The organism is Enterobacter sp. I4 (assembly GCF_022669095.1).
GTDB classification, from domain to species: domain Bacteria; phylum Pseudomonadota; class Gammaproteobacteria; order Enterobacterales; family Enterobacteriaceae; genus Enterobacter; species Enterobacter pasteurii.
The window spans coordinates 1472402-1489590 of the sequence record NZ_JALBUO010000001.1; the positions used below are offsets into that span (position 1 = coordinate 1472402).

9 protein-coding genes are annotated in these 17189 nt (G+C 61.1%); 1 reads left to right on the plus strand and 8 read right to left on the minus strand.

The genetic code is table 11. The features are described 5' to 3' along the window. Positions 1–156: 156 nt before the first annotated feature. The 7 genes from baeR to yegD form a co-directional block, all read right to left on the minus strand. Positions 157–879 (minus strand): two-component system response regulator BaeR, encoded by a 723-nt coding sequence (baeR, locus tag MOQ06_RS07040; RefSeq protein ID WP_148418255.1) that lies wholly within the window; start codon positions 877–879, stop codon positions 157–159. After that, positions 876–2279 (minus strand): two-component system sensor histidine kinase BaeS, encoded by a 1404-nt coding sequence (gene baeS, locus MOQ06_RS07045; protein ID WP_242172181.1) that lies wholly within the window; start codon positions 2277–2279, stop codon positions 876–878. The genes baeR and baeS overlap by 4 nt, the downstream gene beginning before the upstream one ends. Beyond that, a complete protein-coding gene (locus MOQ06_RS07050) occupies positions 2276–3691 on the minus strand; it encodes an MFS transporter (RefSeq protein WP_242172182.1) in 1416 nt (471 codons plus the stop codon). The genes baeS and MOQ06_RS07050 overlap by 4 nt, the downstream gene beginning before the upstream one ends. After that, on the minus strand, positions 3692–6769 hold the full coding sequence (gene mdtC, locus MOQ06_RS07055) for a multidrug efflux RND transporter permease subunit MdtC (RefSeq protein ID WP_242172184.1): 3078 nt from the start codon (positions 6767–6769) through the stop codon (positions 3692–3694). Further along, positions 6770–9892 carry an MdtB/MuxB family multidrug efflux RND transporter permease subunit gene (locus MOQ06_RS07060; RefSeq protein WP_242172186.1) on the minus strand — a complete coding sequence of 1041 codons (3123 nt, stop codon included), beginning with the start codon at positions 9890–9892 and terminating at the stop codon, positions 6770–6772. Beyond that, positions 9892–11094 (minus strand): MdtA/MuxA family multidrug efflux RND transporter periplasmic adaptor subunit, encoded by a 1203-nt coding sequence (locus MOQ06_RS07065; protein WP_193355571.1) that lies wholly within the window; start codon positions 11092–11094, stop codon positions 9892–9894. Before MOQ06_RS07065 ends, MOQ06_RS07060 begins: the two co-directional genes overlap by 1 nt. A 209-nt stretch (positions 11095–11303) precedes the next feature. Then, entirely contained in the window at positions 11304–12656 is a 1353-nt protein-coding gene (gene yegD / locus MOQ06_RS07070; RefSeq protein WP_242172188.1) for a molecular chaperone, read from the minus strand. 130 nt (positions 12657–12786) lie between these two features. Here yegD and alkA point away from each other — a divergent pair, with 130 nt between their 5' ends. Beyond that, positions 12787–13659 carry a DNA-3-methyladenine glycosylase 2 gene (alkA, locus tag MOQ06_RS07075; RefSeq protein ID WP_242172189.1) on the plus strand — a complete coding sequence of 291 codons (873 nt, stop codon included), beginning with the start codon at positions 12787–12789 and terminating at the stop codon, positions 13657–13659. Here the strand turns inward: alkA and MOQ06_RS07080 are convergent. Further along, complete coding sequence (locus MOQ06_RS07080) at positions 13624–16953, minus strand: diguanylate cyclase (protein ID WP_242172190.1); 3330 nt, start codon at positions 16951–16953, stop codon at positions 13624–13626. The two genes, alkA and MOQ06_RS07080, sit on opposite strands and share 36 nt — an antisense overlap. Positions 16954–17189: the final 236 nt, after the last annotated feature.

A 17189-nucleotide genomic window follows, 5' to 3' on the forward strand; every position in this document is an offset into this window, starting at 1 on the left:
CTGGTGCAGCGGTAAGGGGAGATCCCCCACTTTAAGGGCGGGCATTGTAGCGCTGCGGGGCGGGGAGGTAAAGCCCGGAGCCCTCACCCTGCCCTCTCCCCAAAGGGGAGAGGGTGTTTTAGTCCCCTTTGGAGAGAGGGTGAGGGGAGAATGCTGTCAGGTAATCCGGCACGCGTCCGCTTCCCAGCGATACCCCACGCCATACACCGCGCGGATAAACGACTGGTCGGCATCCAGCGCTTCCAGCTTGCGGCGCAGGTTTTTGATGTGGCTGTCGATGGTGCGGTCGGTTACCACGCGGTAGTCGTCATACAGGTGGTTGAGCAGCTGTTCGCGGGAAAACACTTTCCCCGGCTCGTGGGAGAGGGTTTTCAGCAGGCGGAACTCGGCGGGCGTCAGGTCCAGCATTTTGCTGCGCCAGCTCGCCTGGAAGCGGCTTTCGTCAACAATTAGCGGGCTTTGCGCATCCTGCACCTGAAGTTCGCGCTGCGGCTTGCAGCGGCGCAGAATGGTTTTCACGCGGGCAACCACCTCCCGCGGGCTGTATGGCTTGCAGATGTAATCGTCCGCGCCAATCTCAAGCCCCAGCAGGCGGTCGATCTCTTCTATTTTGGCCGTCACCATCACGATGGGAACGTCGGAGAAACGACGAATCTCGCGGCACAGGGTCAGGCCGTCGGTGCCCGGCAGCATCAGATCCAGCAGGATCAGATCCGGCGGCGTCTGGCGCACGTAGGGCAGTACCTGGTCGCCGTGGCTGATAAGCGACGGGGCATAGCTTGCGGCGCGTAAATAGTCGATCAGTAGCTGCCCAAGCTTGGGCTCGTCTTCCACGATCAAAATGCGCGGCGTGTTGTCGTCAATCGGTAATTCGGTCATGCTTCCCTCGATAAATCCCGTTCCAGAGGTAACTCTACTGTAATGCTAACCCCGCCAAAAGGCGAATGCGCGGCGCGAATGGTGCCGCCGTGCGCCTCCACGATGTTGACGCAAATCGCCAGCCCGAGACCGGAGCCGCCGCTGGCACGGTTGCGGGAACCTTCGGTGCGGTAAAAGCGCTCGAACAGTTTTTCCAGCTGCGCATCCTTTACGCCAGGGGCGGAGTCCGCGAAGGTCAGGGCAAAGCGTCCGTTCTCCTGCCTGCCGGAAATATGCAGCGCGCCGCCGCCGTCGGTATAGCGAAGGCTGTTTTCCAGCAGGTTATTGAACAGCTGCATCAGGCGATCTTTGTCGCCAAACACCACCGCGCTGTCCGGCAGCGAGAGGTTGATTTTCAGGTCACGGCTGGCGAAGCGTTCGCGGAAGGCGCCGGTCGCGACTTCAAGAATATTGATCGCGTCGACTGGCGCCTTCTGGTAGGCCAGCGCGCCTTCGTCGGACATGGACAGCTGATGCAGATCGTTCACCAGCTTGGTCAGCGTACCCACCTCCGCCTGCAACGAGGCCACGGATTCGGGGGTGAACTGCCGCACGCCGTCCTGAATCGCCTCCAGCTCGCCGCGCAGCACCGCCAGCGGGGTGCGCAGCTCGTGCGAAATGTCAGCCATAAAGTCGCGGCGCATCTGCTGGTTTTTCTCCAGCGTGCTGGCGAGCTGGTTGAAGTCCTGCGCCAGCTTGCCCAATTCATCCTGGCTGCGGGTGTCCACGCGGGTAGAGAAATCGCCCGCCGCCAGCTTGTGCGTACCCTCAACCAGACGCTTAACCGGCGCCAGCAGGCCCCGCGCCAGCGGGAAGGTGGCGAGTGCCGCAAGCAGGGTGGAGAGGGCGACGATCAGCCAGCTGGTCTGACGCTGCTGGCGGTCAAAGTTGATGTCGGTGTTGCGCGTCAGCCGCTCGACCGGCGAGGCAATAACCCAGCCTACCGTGGCGCCGTTCGAGGTGATGGCGCGCTTTGTACCATCCGGCGGTACCGGCGAGCGCGGGCCGACGAGCACGCGCCTGTCCTGGTCTATCACCCAGAACTGGGTGCGCCAGCCGTGCGGCGGCATGCCCGGCCCCGGGCGGTCGTCGTCATTATCGTGCTCCAGCGAGCGAAGGATTTGAAACACAAAGCGGTCGTTGTTGCGCAGAAAACGCCAGTTACCGTGCAGGCCGTACTGCTCGCCCAGCGCGTCGCTTAAGCCCTGTAACCGCTGCTCGTTTCCGTGCTTGATGTAATCAATAAAGCCGCGCTCGAAGCTGACCCGCACCGCCCAGTGCATGGTGATCAGCAGAACAATACAGGTGGCGAAAATGGCTAAAAAAAGCTTGCCGGTGATCCCGGGACGCCAGAATTTCATGGTGCACTCCTTTTGCCGCGGCGGAGCACGACGTTTTTAGTCGCGTCATTCGGCACTCTGGCAAAGATAAAAGCGGGCAGGGCGATAATGACCGCCATGCTGATATAGGTAAAGAAAAAGACCTGATGCGGGACGGGGGTGTCGACGCTGAGATGCTGCTGGCCGTACATACCCAGCAGCATACCGGCCACCGTGACCCCCACGCTCATGGAAAGCTGCATGATCATCGACAGCAGGCTGTTGCCGCTGCTCGCCAGCTCGTCCGGCAGATCCTTAAGCGTCAGGGTGTTCATCGATGAAAAGCGCATGGCGTTGATTGTCCCCTGCAAAAACAGCACCAGCGGCAGGATGTAGTACCAGCCCAGCAGCGCCACGGCCATAAGCAGCAGGCTGACCAGCGCCAGCCCGAGCGTTGACGCCACCAGCACGCGGCGGTAGCCGAAGCGGTTTACTACCTGCACCACGATGCGCTTCATCCCCATGCTGCCGAGCACCATCGGGATCATCATCAATCCGGCATGGAACGGCGAAAAGCCCATGCCGATCTGCAAAAACACCGGCGTCATAAACGGCAGCATGCCGCTGCCAATGCGCCCGGCGAAGCTGCCGAGCAGCCCCAGACGGTAGGTGGGGTTTTTAAACAGATTCAGGCTGAACAGCGCCTTCTCGTTGCCTCTGGCATGCCACAGGTACCAGAGGATGGCGGTAACTCCCAGCCCTACCAGCGCGGCGAGCGAGAGGGCCGAAATGCCCAGCCCTTTTTGGCCGTCGAGCGCCAGGGTGAGCGTTGCCATCCCGGCAGCCAGCAGGATAAAGCCGAAGAAATCGAAGCGCCGGGTCTGCATTTTGTAGTTCGGCATCAGCATCAGGGTGGCAATCGCGCCGATGATGCCGACCGGAAGGTTAATCAGGAAAATCCAGTGCCAGGACGCGTACTCCACCAGCACCCCGCCCAGCGCCGGGCCGAGCAGCGGGCCAACCTGACCGGGCAGGGTGACGAAGGTCATCGCCGCCATATACTGCTCGCGCGGAACAATTTTCATCACCGTTAAACGCCCGACGGGCACCATCATCGCGCCGCCGACGCCCTGCAGCACGCGCGCCATCACCAGCCGATCGAGGGTATTGGCCTGAGCGCACAGCAGCGAGCCGGCGGTAAACAGCACGATGGCGGTAAAGAAGATATTCCGCACGCCGACCTTATCCGCCAGCCAGCCGCTAGCGGGCAGCATCACTGCGACCGTCAGCACGTAGGCGACAATCACCATATGCATATGCAGCGGGCTCTCCCCCAGGCTTTTGGCCATCGAGGGGAGGGCGGTGTTAACGATGGTCGTGTCCAGCGACTGCATAAAGAAGCCGAACGCGACTATCCACAACTGCCAGCGAACGTTACCGGGGAGTTCGGTCATTTACTCGGTCACCGTGGTTCTCTTTTTACGCGAAAAACGCAGCCGCAGGCGATCGAAGAACAGATAGACCACCGGCGTGGTGTAGAGGGTCAACAGCTGGCTCATCACCAGCCCGCCAACGATGGTGATCCCCAGCGGCTGGCGCAGCTCAGAGCCGTCACCGCCGGAAATCACCAGCGGCAGGGCACCAAACAGCGCCGCAAGCGTGGTCATCATGATCGGGCGAAAACGCAGCAGACAGGCCTGAAATATCGCCTCGTCCGGCGTGAGGTTGCCGTTGCGCTGGGCGTCCAGCGCGAAGTCGACCATCATAATCGCGTTTTTCTTCACAATACCTATTAATAGCATGATCCCGATAAGCGCGATGAGGCTGAAGGGCGCACCGAACAACTCCAGGGCCAGCAGCGCCCCCACGCCCGCTGAAGGAAGCGTTGAGAGAATGGTTAACGGATGCACGTAGCTTTCATAAAGCACGCCCAGCACGATATAGACCGTCGCAATCGCCGCCAGAATCAAAATGACCTGCGAGTTCATGGTCTCCTGGAATACCTGCGCCGTACCGGCAAAGCTGCCGCGCACGGAGGAGGGCACCCCGAGCTGGGTCATGGCGCGGTTGATGGCATCGCTGGCCTCAGAAAGCGACGAGCCGGTCGGCAGGTTAAACGACACGGTCGAGGCGGCAGAAAGCCCCTGATGGTTCACCGACAGCGGCGCGTTCGACGGCTGCCAGCTGGCGAAGTACGACAGCGGAATCGCCTTGCCGTCGCTGTTGATGACAAACATCTTGTCCAGCGCGCTGATGTCCTGGGTGTAGCGCGGATCCACCTCCATCACCACCTTATACTGGTTCATTGGCTGGTAGATGGTGGACACTTCGCGCTGGCCGAAGGCGTTGTTAAGCAGGCTGTTAGCCGCTTCGACGTTAATGCCCAGCCGCGCCATGGTTTCACGATCGTAGGTGAGCGCCATCTCCGCGCCGTTGTTCTGGCTGTCGGAGTTCACGTCCGCCAGCTGCGGCAGAGCGGCCAGCGCTTTACGTATTTTCGGCTCCCACTCGCGCAGGGCGGATAAGTCGTCCGAGAGCAGGGTGTACTGGTAGCTGGCGTTAGCCTGACGACCGCCGACGCGGATATCCTGAACGGCCATCAGAAACAGGTTTGCCCCCGGCTCTTTGGCGAGCTTCACCCGCAGGCGGTCAATCACCTGCTGCGCGGTGTCGTTACGCTCGCCGCGCGGCTTAAGGGTAATAAACATCATTCCGCTGTTAACGCGCGAGCCGCCGGTAAAGCCGGTCACGTTGTCCACGGCCGGATCTTCCCGGATGATCTTCATAAAGTCCTGGAGCTTGCCGCGCATCGCCTGGAACGAAATGCTCTGGTCCGCCTGAATGCCCCCCATCAGCACCCCGGTATCCTGCTCCGGGAAGAAGGTTTTTGGGATGGTGATGTACATCCAGACGTTAAGCCCAATGGTGGCGATAAGCACCAGCCCGACCATCCGCGTGTGGTTCAGCACCCACTTCAGCGACCTGCCGTAGCCCTCCTGCATCGCCATCAGGAAACGGCCAAAGCCTTTGCGGCGCGGCTGGGAGTGCGGCCTGCTGCGCCTGAGCATCCAGCCGCACATCATTGGCGTGAGCGTCAGCGAGATAACCAGCGAAATGCCAATCGCCACCGAGAGGGTAACGGCAAATTCACGCAGCAGCCGTCCGGGGAGGCCGCCCATCAGCAACAGCGGCAGGAATACCGCTACCAGCGACAGGCTCATGGACAGCACCGTGAAGCCCACCTCGCGCGTTCCCTGAAGCGCCGCCTGCAATGGCTTCATGCCTGCTTCCAGATGGCGCGAGATATTCTCCAGCACCACGATGGCGTCATCCACCACAAAGCCGGTGGCAATCGTAAGCGCCATCAGCGACAGGTTGTTGAGGCTAAAGCCGCACAGGTACATAGCGGCAAAGGTGCCTATCAGCGACACCGGCACCGCAACGGCGGGAATAAGCGTGGCGCGACCCGAGCGCAGGAACAGAAACACCACCAGGATCACCAGCGCCACGGAGATAATCAGCGTTTGCTCTACCTCTCCGAGCGAGGCGCGAATAGTGGGGGAGCGGTCCTGCGCAATCTGCAGATCGATTGCTGCCGGAATGGTTTCCTGCAGCTCCGGCAGGCGCGCGCGGATGCTGTTCACCGTCTGGATGATGTTGGCTTCCGGCAGCTTGCGGATCATCAGCAAAATCGCCGGTTTGGCGTTGGTCATCCCGGCGTTACGCACGTCCTGCACCGAGTCGGTAACGCTGGCGACGTCGCTTAAGCGCACCGCCGCGCCGTTGTTGTAGTGAATAATCAACGGCTGATACTCGGCGGCGGTTTTCAGCTCGTCGTTGGTCTGGATCTGCCAGCGGTGGCTGCCGTCCTCAATCGCCCCCTGGGGCTTGCGCACGTTGGCGCTACTGATGGCGGAGCGCACATCGTCCAGCGACACGCCCTGATTAAACAGCGCCTGCGGATTCAGCCCCACGCGCACGGCGGGCAGGGAGCTGCCGCCGACGTCCACGTCGCCCACGCCGTCAATCTGGGCAATGGTCTGCGCCAGCTGCGTGGAGGCAAAATCGTACAGCTCGCCCTGAGAGTAGGTCTCCGAGGTGAGCGTCAGGATCATGATCGGCGCATCGGACGGGTTGGCTTTGCGGTAGGTTGGGCGGCTCGGCATGCCGCTCGGCAGCAGGCTTTGCGCGGCGTTGATCGCGGCCTGCACGTCACGCGCCGCGCCGTTGATGTCCCGGTCGAAGCTGAACTCCAGGATGATGCGCGTGCTGCCCAGCGAGCTGCTGGAGGTCATTTCGTTGACCCCGGCAATGCGCCCAAGCGACCGTTCAAGCGGCGTCGCAACGGACGAGGCCATGGTTTCAGGCGACGCGCCCGGCAGCGAGGCGCTGACCATGATCACCGGGAAATCCACCTGCGGCAGCGGTGCCACCGGCAGCAGCCGGAAGCCCAGCACGCCGCACAGCGTAATGGCGACGGAGAGCAATATGGTCGCCACCGGGCGGTAAATGAAGAGGGCGAAAAACTTCACTTACGCCTCCTCTTCACGTTTCGGGAAGCGGCTTTTCGTCCACAGCGCCAGACGGTCAAACAGCAGGTAAATGACCGGCGTGGTGAACAGCGTCAGCACCTGGCTCACCAGCAGGCCGCCGACCATGCCGATACCCAGCGGACGGCGCAATTCCGCCCCCACGCCGGTGCTCAGCATCAGCGGCAGCGCGCCCAGCAGGGCGGCGAGGGTAGTCATCAGGATCGGACGAAAGCGCAGCAGGCAGGCCTGGTATATAGCCTCGCGCGGCGCCATGCCCTGCTCGCGCTCGGCGGCAAGGGCAAAGTCGATCATCATGATGGCGTTCTTCTTCACGATCCCGATAAGCAGGATGATGCCAATTATCGCGATCACGTCCAGCTCGCTGCCCGCCAGCATCAGCGCCAGCAGCGCCCCTACGCCCGCCGTCGGCAGGGTGGAGAGAATAGTGATCGGATGGATAAAGCTCTCATACAGCACCCCGAGCACGATATACATCGCCACCACCGCCGCGACAATCAGCCAGACGGTGCTGCCCAGCGCGGCCTGGAACGCCAATGTACTGCCCTGGAACTGGGTCTGAATGTCGGACGGGAAGCTGAGCGCTTTTTCTGCGCCCAGAATAGCCTCCACCGCTTCGCCCAGCGAATAACCGTCCGGCACGTTGAAGGAAATGGTGGTGGACGGGAACTGATCGAGATGGTTAATCGACAGCGGGGCATGACGCTCCTCCACCGTCGCGATGGCGCTTAGCGGCACTATGCCGCCGTCTTTACTGGTCAGGCGTACCGAGTCCAGCGCTGCCAGCCCCGGCGTATTTTCCGTGTTGTGCTCCAGCACCACGCGGTACTGGTTCGCCTGGGTATAGATGGTGGAGATGAGGCGCTGGCCAAAGGCGTTATACAGCGCGTTATCCACGTCGGACATGGTAATGCCGAGGCGGCTGGCGGTGTCGCGGTTGACGTTGACGTAGGCCGCCAGCCCTTTGTCCTGCCAGTCGCTGCTGACGTCAGAAACCTGCGGCAGCGCCTTCAGCCTGTCGACCAGCTGCGGCACCCAGGTGCTCAGGGCCTCGAGCGAGGTGGCCTGGAGCGTGAACTGGTACTGCGTGCGGCTTACCTGGGTATCGATGGTTAAATCCTGAATCGGCTGCAGGTACAGCTCAATGCCCGGCACCCGTGCCACGGCGCTTTGCAGGCGCTCAATCACCGCGCTGATCCGGTCGTCGCGGTCATCGAGCGGTTTGAGGTTAATTTGCAGGCGCGCGCTGTTCAGCGCCGGGTTAGTGCCGTCCACGCCCACGTAGGCGGTCAGGCTTTCCACCGCCGGATCCTTCATGACGATCTCCGCCACCTGCTGCTGGCGCTGCGCCATGTTCGCGAAGGAGACCGACTGCGGCGCCTGAAGCGTGCCCTGAATAATGCCGTTATCCTGAATCGGGAAGAAGCCTTTCGGGATGAATACCCACAGCATCACGCTGAGCGCCAGCGTTCCCAGCGCCACGCCGAGCGTTGCCCAGGGATGGTTCAGCACTTTCGCCAGCACGCGGCCGTAGGCGGCAATAACGCGCTCGAACATCCGCTCAGAGGCGCGGGAGAAGCGGTTTTGCCTGCGCAGGGACTCATGGCTCAGCATGCGGGCGCACATCATCGGCGTGAGCGTCAGCGACACCACGGCGGAGATGAGAATGGCGACCGCCAGCGTGACGGCAAACTCGCGGAACAGGCGGCCGACGATATCGCCCATAAACAGCAGCGGGATCAGCACCGCAATCAGCGAAAAGGTCAGGGAGATGATGGTAAAGCCGATTTCACCGGCCCCTTTCAGCGCGGCGGCCAGCGGTTTTTCGCCCTTTTCGATATAGCGCGAGATGTTCTCGATAACCACGATGGCGTCATCCACCACGAACCCGGTGGCGATGGTCAGCGCCATCAGCGTCAGGTTGTTGATGGAGAAATCGAGGAACACCATCACCGCGAAGGTGCCGACCAGCGAGAGCGGCACCGCGACGGCAGGAATGATGGTGGCCGGGACGTTACGCAGGAACAGGTAGATGATCATCACCACCAGCGCAATCGCCAGCATCAGCTCAAACTGGGTGTCGGTGACCGAGGCGCGAATGTTGGTGGTGCGATCCGAAAGCACCTTCACGCTGACCGACTTCGGCAGGCTTTCCACCAGCTGCGGCAGCATGGTGCGAATGCTGTCGGCGGTATCAATAATGTTCGCACCCGGCTGGCGCTGCACGTTCATGACGATTGCCTGCTGCCCGTTGGCCCACGCCCCGAGCCAGCTGTTTTCAGCCCCTTGCTCAACGGTAGCCACGTCGCCAAGGCGGATCGGCGCGCCATTTTGATAGGCCACAATCAGCTGGCGGTACTCATCGGCGGACTGCATCTGGTCGTTGGCGGAGAGGGTGACCGCCCGATCGGGGCCGTCCAGCGAGCCTTTCGCCGAGTTGACGTTAGCGCTGCTGATGGCGGTGCGAATGGTTTCGCTGGTCAACCCCAGCGCGGCGATGGCCTGGGCGTTGAGCTTAACGCGCACGGCGGGGCGTTGGCCGCCCGCGAGCGTTACCAGCCCCACGCCGGAGACCTGCGAAATCTTCTGCGCCACGCGGGTTTCGACCATGTCTTCCACCTGCGTCATCGGCATAGCGGACGACGTCACGGCAAGCGTCATGATCGGCGGATCCGCCGGGTTGACCTTGCTGTAGACCGGCGGGTTCGGCAGGTCAGACGGCAGCAGGTTGGTGGCGGCGTTAATGGCGGCCTGCACCTCCTGCTCGGCAACGTCCAGCGACAGCGTAAGCTGGAACTGAAGCGTCACCACCGACGCGCCGCCGGAACTCTGGGAGGACATCTGCTTCAGGCCAGACATCTGGCCAAACTGGCGCTCCAGCGGGGCGGTGATGGCGGACGTGACCACATCCGGGCTGGCGCCCGGATAGAGCGTGATAACCTGAATGGTCGGGTAGTCCACTTCCGGCAGCGCCGACACGGGCAGAAAACGGTAGCCAATGATCCCGGCCAGCAGGATCGCCACCATCAGCAGGGTCGTTGCGACAGGACGTAAAATAAACAGGCGTGAAGGCCCACCTGTGGAGCTCGGCGGCATTACCTGCATCAGGATTTTGCTCCCGCGGTCCGGGCTTCCACCACCTCGACCTGCGCGCCTTCGGTCAGGCGGTCGATACCGTCGGTCACGACGCGGTCACCCGCAGAAAGTCCGGCGTCGATGACCACCGTCTGGCTGTCCTGGATGCCGGTTTTCACCAGATGCTTGCTAACCTTGTTTTCGCCGTTGAGCACCCAGACAAAGTTGCCTTCACTGCCCATTTGCAGGGCCGCCGTTGGGATCACTACCGCGTTTTCCTCGGTCGCAACCAGCATTCGCGCATTGACGAACTGGTTCGGGAACAATGCATCGTCCTGATTGTTAAAGCGTGCTTTCAGCTTGATGGTGCCGGTAGTGGTGTCGATCTGGTTATCCAGGCTCAGCAGCGTGCCTTCGCTCAGCTTCTTCTTGTTGGTGCGATCCCAGGCTTCCACCACCAGCGCTTTTCCGGCCTTCTGCGCCTGCACTACCGTGGCGATGTCGCTTTCCGGCAGGGTAAAGACCAGATCGACGGGATGCGTCTGGGTGATCACCACGATGCCCGTGGTGTCGCCGCTGGAAATTTGGTTGCCGATATCCACCTGCTTCAGGCCGACGCGCCCGTCAATCGGCGCGACGATCCGGCTCCAGTCGAGCTGCAGCTGGGCGCTGGCGACCGCGGCCTCGTCGGCCTTAATGGTCCCCTGAGACTCGCTGACCAGCGACTGCTGGGTATCCAGCTCCTGACGCGACACGAGGTTGGTTTTGACCAGCTGCTGATAGCGGGCTAAATCACGCCGGGCGTTGGCAAGGGTGGCTTTATCTTTCGCGAGCTGCCCCTGCGCCTGCGCGAGCGCCACCTTAAACTGGCTTGGATCGATTTCGGCCAGCAAATCCCCGGCTTTCACCTGCTGACCTTCCTGGAAGTGAATGGCCATCAGCTGACCGTCCACGCGGCTGCGCACCGTGACGGTATTGGCGGCGGTTACGGTTCCAAGCCCGGTGAGATAACGAGGTACCGCTTTATTCACCGCCGTTGCCGCCTGCACCGGCGCCAGCGCGCCGCCGCGCATACCCTGGCGACCCCCGCCCGCCGGGCGCTGAGACGGGCTGCTGGCGCCTGCGGGAGCCGTGGAGTTCGCGGACTGGCTGTGCCAGTACCAGGCGGCGGCAAGGACCACCACAAAAAGACCTGCGGCGATTGCCCAGCGGGATTTGTTACTGCCTTTCATCGTTATACGTTCTCATCCTGAAGCTCTTTCGGGGAATGATACTAGTTTAGTCAGGTAACACAGCGGAAAAATGGAGGAAATATGGAACACTGTCAGGAATGGTCTGAATGGAGGTAAACGCAAAACGGCAACATCCGTTGCCGTTTTTGGTGTTTGCACCCTCTCCCTGTGGGAGAGGGTCGGGGTGAGGGGACCAGACCGCCCCAACGCTAGCTAAACATCACCTGCGCCCAGCGGGCCAGTCCTGCCGTAACGGAGCCAAAGTCATCGCCACCGGCAATCGGAATGCCCGGCAGCTGTTCCGCCAGCGCTTTTTTGATAAGCGGTGAACGGGCGCTACCGCCAGTCAGGTAGATAACATCCGGCTTCACCTTGCCGTTATCCAGCGCCAGCTGTACCTGCTCCAGAATGCGCTGCAGCGGCTGGGCGAGCGCCAGCTCCAGACCGTCCTGGGTGATAGCCGTCGCCAGATCGTCGCTGATGAACGGCAGCGAAGCGGTATGCTCAGGACGATCGGAAAGGGCAATTTTGCTCTCTTCGGCAGTACGTACCACGCGGTAGCTCAGACGCTGACGCCACACCTTATACAGCAGCGCGACCTTCTCCGCATCCTGCGCGTCGCGCACCAGATCGTTCAGGAAACGGCCGTTGGCGGTGCTGTAAAAATCACTCTGTGCGGGCACGTCGTTGATCGCGATGGCGTTCCACCACGGCAGGATCGGCAGGGCGATCCCTTTTTCGGTCTGTCCGCCCATGCCGAGCAGCGGCATCAGGCTCTTGAACGCCAGGGCGATATCCAGATCGTTACCGCCCACGCGGCAGCCGCTGTGCCCCAGCAGGCTGTTTTCGCGGTCGCGGCGGTGGTGCCACTGCGGCCCCATCAGCAGCAGCGAGCAGTCGGTGGTACCGCCGCCGATGTCCACAACCAGCACGCGTTTTTCTTCCGCCAGCGTGGCTTCAAAATCCAGCCCCGCGGCAACCGGCTCATACTGGAACACCACGTCGCGAAAGCCTGCCCGGTGCGCCGCGCGCTCGAGGATCCCCTGCGCCTGCCGGTTAGCCTCGTCGCCACCCAGCCCCTGGAAGTTGATTGGGCGACCGATCACGGCCTGGGTGATGACGTCCGGCACCTGAGACTGGGCCTGATTGCGGATGTGCAGCATCATGGCGCACACCAGGTCTTCGAACATCGCGACCTGCTGCGGCTTCAGCCCGCTGGCGCCCAGGAAGGATTTAGGCGATTTAACGAAGTAAACTTCTTCCGGATCCTCGATGTAGTGCCCGAGGGAGGAGAGGCCGAACTGCACGCTGGACGGCGTAACCTCAATATCTTCTTCCCGGTTGAAGCTGACGGCCCGACGCAGAAGCGCCTGCGATTCAGCCGCCGTGGCCGGCACCTGATGGTGGCGGAACAGCCACTCGCTTACCGCTTCGCGCGTGGGCGCACAGAGCATGGAGGGCAGCAGCGCACTGCCGTTTTCCATTTTCAGGAGCTGCGGGTGTCCGTTTTGCATGATGGCAACCGAGCAGTTTGCGGTGCCGTAGTCGAATCCAATAAACACGATAAATCCCCATGCCGGTGAGAAGGGGCGAGACTTTAGCGAAATGTCTGCCAGGCGACAACAGGAATATGAAAGCAAGGCGCATCGCGGTCTTTCGGTTTATGCTGAGGTGAACAAAAAAGGAGAGACGATGTACACCCTGAACTGGCAACCCCCCTACGACTGGCAGTGGATGTTTGGCTTTCTTGCGGCGCGTGCGGTCACGGGGGTTGAAACCGTTACGGACGATTACTACGAGCGGAGCTTCGGCTACGAGGGGCATCAGGGCGTTTTTCGCGTCACGCCGGACTGCGCAACCCATACGCTGGCCGTGACGCTGAGCCCGGGCCTGATCCCGGTGGCGGAAACATGTCTTGACCGCATTGCCCGCCTGTTCGATCTCGCCTGCGATCCGCAGCGGATAGCGCAGACCCTCGGCGAGCTCGGTGCGGCACGTCCGGGGCTACGTTTGCCGGGCGCCGTGGATGCCTGGGAGCAGGGCGTGCGCGCCATTCTCGGCCAGCTGGTGAGCGTGGCGATGGCGGCAAAGCTGGCGTCACGGGTGGTGGCGCTGTGCGGCGAACCGATTGCGGACGCGCCGGGGTATCTCTGCTTTCCTTCGCCAGAGGCGGTCGCTGCTGCGGATCCGCTGGCGCTTAAGGCCCTCGGGATGCCGCTGAAGCGTGCGGAGTCGCTGATTCATCTGGCGCAGTCGGTAGTGGACGGTGACTTTCCGCTCTTCCCGCCTGCGGATATCGAGGCCGGGTTGAAGGCTTTACAGCAGCGGCCCGGCATCGGGCGCTGGACTGCCAGCTATCTGGCCCTGCGCGGCTGGCAGGCGAAGGATGTTTTTCTGCCGGATGATTACCTGATTAAGCAGCGTTTTGCCGGAATGACGCCTGCGCAGATCCGTCGCTATGCCGAACGCTGGCAGCCGTGGCGCTCGTATGCGCTGTTACATATCTGGTATACCGACGGCTGGTCGCCGTCAGTTGATGGCGAAATAGCTGGTATTGAGCAGTAGATCGAGCGGCTGCGCTTCTCCGATGGTATCGCCGAAGATATAGTCAATGCCGATGCCTGACAGCGTGTCCATCATGATCGACTGGTTACACGGCCCGGCAATGGTTTTTAGCCCCAGACGCTGGGCGTGACCCTGAACGATCGTTACCATCATCTCGTCCATCAGGTTGCCGTGAACGTTCGTCACCACGTCCGTATCCAGCAGCAGATAGTCTGCGGTGCTGGCGCTGAGGCGGCTGAAAACGTTGATATCGCGCCCCACGCGGGTTAACACCACCCGACAGCCGGCGTGACGAAGCTTTTGCAGACCCTGCTGCACGTTTTCGTCCGCATTGCTCAGCACGTCGACGGATATCATCAGATGCAGCAGACGCGCCGGCAGCGGACCGCGTGCAATCAGGTCGAGCAGTTCGTCCACCAGCGTAACGCTGGCTAAACCCGCTTCTGACAGCGGCAGCGCGACGCCCATCCCTTTCGCCGCCACCTGCGCGGCATGGGTGCGGAAAAAGTCGCTGAAAATACGCCGGTCAAGGGCGTGCAGCAGCTCCGGCTCCGCCAGCCCCGCGCGGAAGGCGTGCTCTTCCAGCACTTCGCCCTGGCTGGTCCACAGGCGCATTGAGAGCAGCCAGAAGCTGCTGCTCTCGGGCACGCGCGGCGAGGCAACGCTGCGCGCGATCATCAACAGATGATTATCCTTGATCGTGTGCCACTGCTCGTCCAGCGACATCATGCTGCGCATGCTGTGGATCCGCTCCTGCTGGGGTTCATACACGGTGACGACGCCGCGTCCGCTGTTTTTCGAGGCGTAACAGGCGATGTCGGCCTGCGACATCACTTCCGCGGCCAGACGATTGTTATCGTCAATCAGCGTAATACCTGCGCTGGCGCCGATGCGGTGCAGGCGTCCCTCCCAGGAAAAATGGTAGTTATTGATAGCGTCGATCAGCCTGCCCGCAATATAACGCGCGCTTTCGACGTTGCAGTCCGGGAGCAGCAGGCCAAACTCGTCGCCCCCCAGGCGCGCCAGCACGTCGCTGGAGCGCAGCATCGTCAGCATTAGCGATGACAGCTCGCGCAGGAGGGCGTCGCCTGCCGCGTGGCCTGCCGTATCGTTCACGGCCTTAAAGCGGTCAAGGTCAATAAAGACCAGCGCGTGGCGCTGATGCGTCTCGTGTACCGTCTGCAGCAGGCGCTTAAGGTGGTTTTCGAAACTTACGCGGTTCGCCAGCCGGGTGAGGGCGTCATGGGAGGCGCTGTAGCTCAGCTGGCGCAGCATTTTGCGCGACTCGGTCACGTCCTGAATCACCAGCACCGAGCCGATGTTGTGACCGTCCAGGGTGCTCAGCGGCGTGATGCTGTAATGAATGTCGAAGCTGCCGCCGTTCCGGCAGTTAAGCACCACGTCCTGCTCGATATCGGTACGGGACATATCCCCGCTGTGGATGTTCTCCATCAGCGGGCCATTCTCGCCGAAGGTAATGTGCAGCACCTTCAGCACGGGCTGACCCAGCGCGTCGTTTTGCGTCCAGCCGCTCATCTTCTCGGCGACCGGGTTCATAAAGGTGACGTTCATGTCGATGTCGGTGCAGAGCACCGCTTCGCCGATGGAGTCGAGGGTAATGTGCAGACGCTCTTTTTCCTGGAACAGCGCCTCGTTAAGCTGCTTCACCTCGGTCATGTCCATATTGATGCCCAGCAGGCGTTCCACCTGGCCGTGTTTATTCAGCACCCGGTTTGCCAGCGAACGAATGTGGCGAATGCCTCCCTTAACGCGGATGCGAAACTCCAGCTTGAAGGGCACCCTCGCCTGGAGGGACTCGCGCAGCACCCGTTCGGCGTTCGTGCGATCTTCCGGCACGATGGCGTCATGCCAGAGCTGCCAGGTGGGCTTGATATGCGAAGGGATCTCGTACAGCTCAAACATGCGCTTATCCCAGCTGATCACGTCCGGCTCCAGGTCCCATTCCCAGATGCCAATCCCACCGGCTTCGTTGGCGAGCGTGATGCGCTCCATCAGGCGCTTATTCACCCACTCGGTCTGTTTCAGGTCGTTGATGTCTTCTATCTGGGCAATAAAGTAGAGCGGCGTGCCGTCGGCATGGCGAACAACGGAGACGGCCAGCAGCGCCCAGACCACCTCGCCGTTGCGGGTATAGTAGCGCTTTTCGAGGCTGTAGCTGTTGATCTCTCCGTTGATCAGCTGTCCCAGCTGTTCCAGGTCAGTATGTAAATCCTCGGGCCAGGTTAGCTGCTGAAACGTGAGCGACTGGAGCTCCGTCTGGCTGTAGCCGAGAAAATTGCACAGCGCCTTGTTGGCCTGAAGCCACTGGCCCTCAATCCCCACCAGCGCCATACCAATCGCGGAATACTCCATCGCGTTACGAAAACGCTCTTCACTTTCCGTAATGTGTTTACGCTCGGCGCGAAAGGCATACATCACCATCGTCATCACGTTGGCCGGCAGGAGCATCATAAGGAAGGGAAGCCACGGCGCGTTGAAGGTCACCATCATGTTTGAAGGCGTCATGGAGGGCGGGTTTCGCACCATCATCAGGGATACCATCATGATGGTGAATAAAAATATCAGGAACGCTTCCATTCGCGGCAGGCGTACCGCGCTCCACATCAGCAAAACGATGATGCAGGTGAACGGCCACGGCAGCCAGGTGATGGCCGTCCAGCTCAGGGCCAGGGTGATGACCAGGGTCACCAGCGTTTCCAGCAGCAGCCTCGGGTTGCGGTGACGCAGCAGGTAATGCGGCTTAAACAGCAGGCCTAACGGTACCAGCGCCAGCGCGCCGATGGCTTCTGAAAGTACCCAGAACAGAAAATTGCGCAACGGCTCCGGGCCCGGCACCAGAAAATGAACCAGAACGCCGCCCACCAGCGGCGGCACCAGGGCGCTGCCGACGGCAAGGCGGATCCAGTCGTTGAGGTTTTGCAGCGGGTTATACCAGGGGAGCAGCTTACGCAGCAGCACCGCACCAATACAGGCCTCAATAATATTGATCGCCGTGTAGGTTAGGTTGATGGCGTCCCATGAAAAGAGCATCCACGAGGCAAAAATATTGCCAAAGGAGCAGGCGAGGGCGATGCCGGGCCACATTTTTCCCGCATGGCGGTAAAACGCCACCATCATAATGGAGGTCGGGAACCACAGCGGTGCCAGCAGCGACCCGAAGCGGGTCAGCTCAAGGGAAAACAGGGTAAAAATGAACGTGACGAGACCCAGACAGACAAGTCGTAGTAAAGGATGTGGGGTAGTAACCAAAACCCGCTGGTATTGTTTATTCATTACCGCTCTATCCAGGGACGCCGTGTTGTCAGGAGCCAGGTCCGGACGCGTGAAATCATTAATTTGGTTTATGCTAGTACAAACATTTTACAATTCATATGCTGAGCGCTCAGATTTTGACTTCATAGACTTATAAAATAGTTACTCTGCGAAGAAAGGGGATCAAATGTCGAAAAAGCGATCGTAAAAATTTCGCTCAGGGCGTGAAGCGGCACTTTTCAGCCCGCCTCGCATAA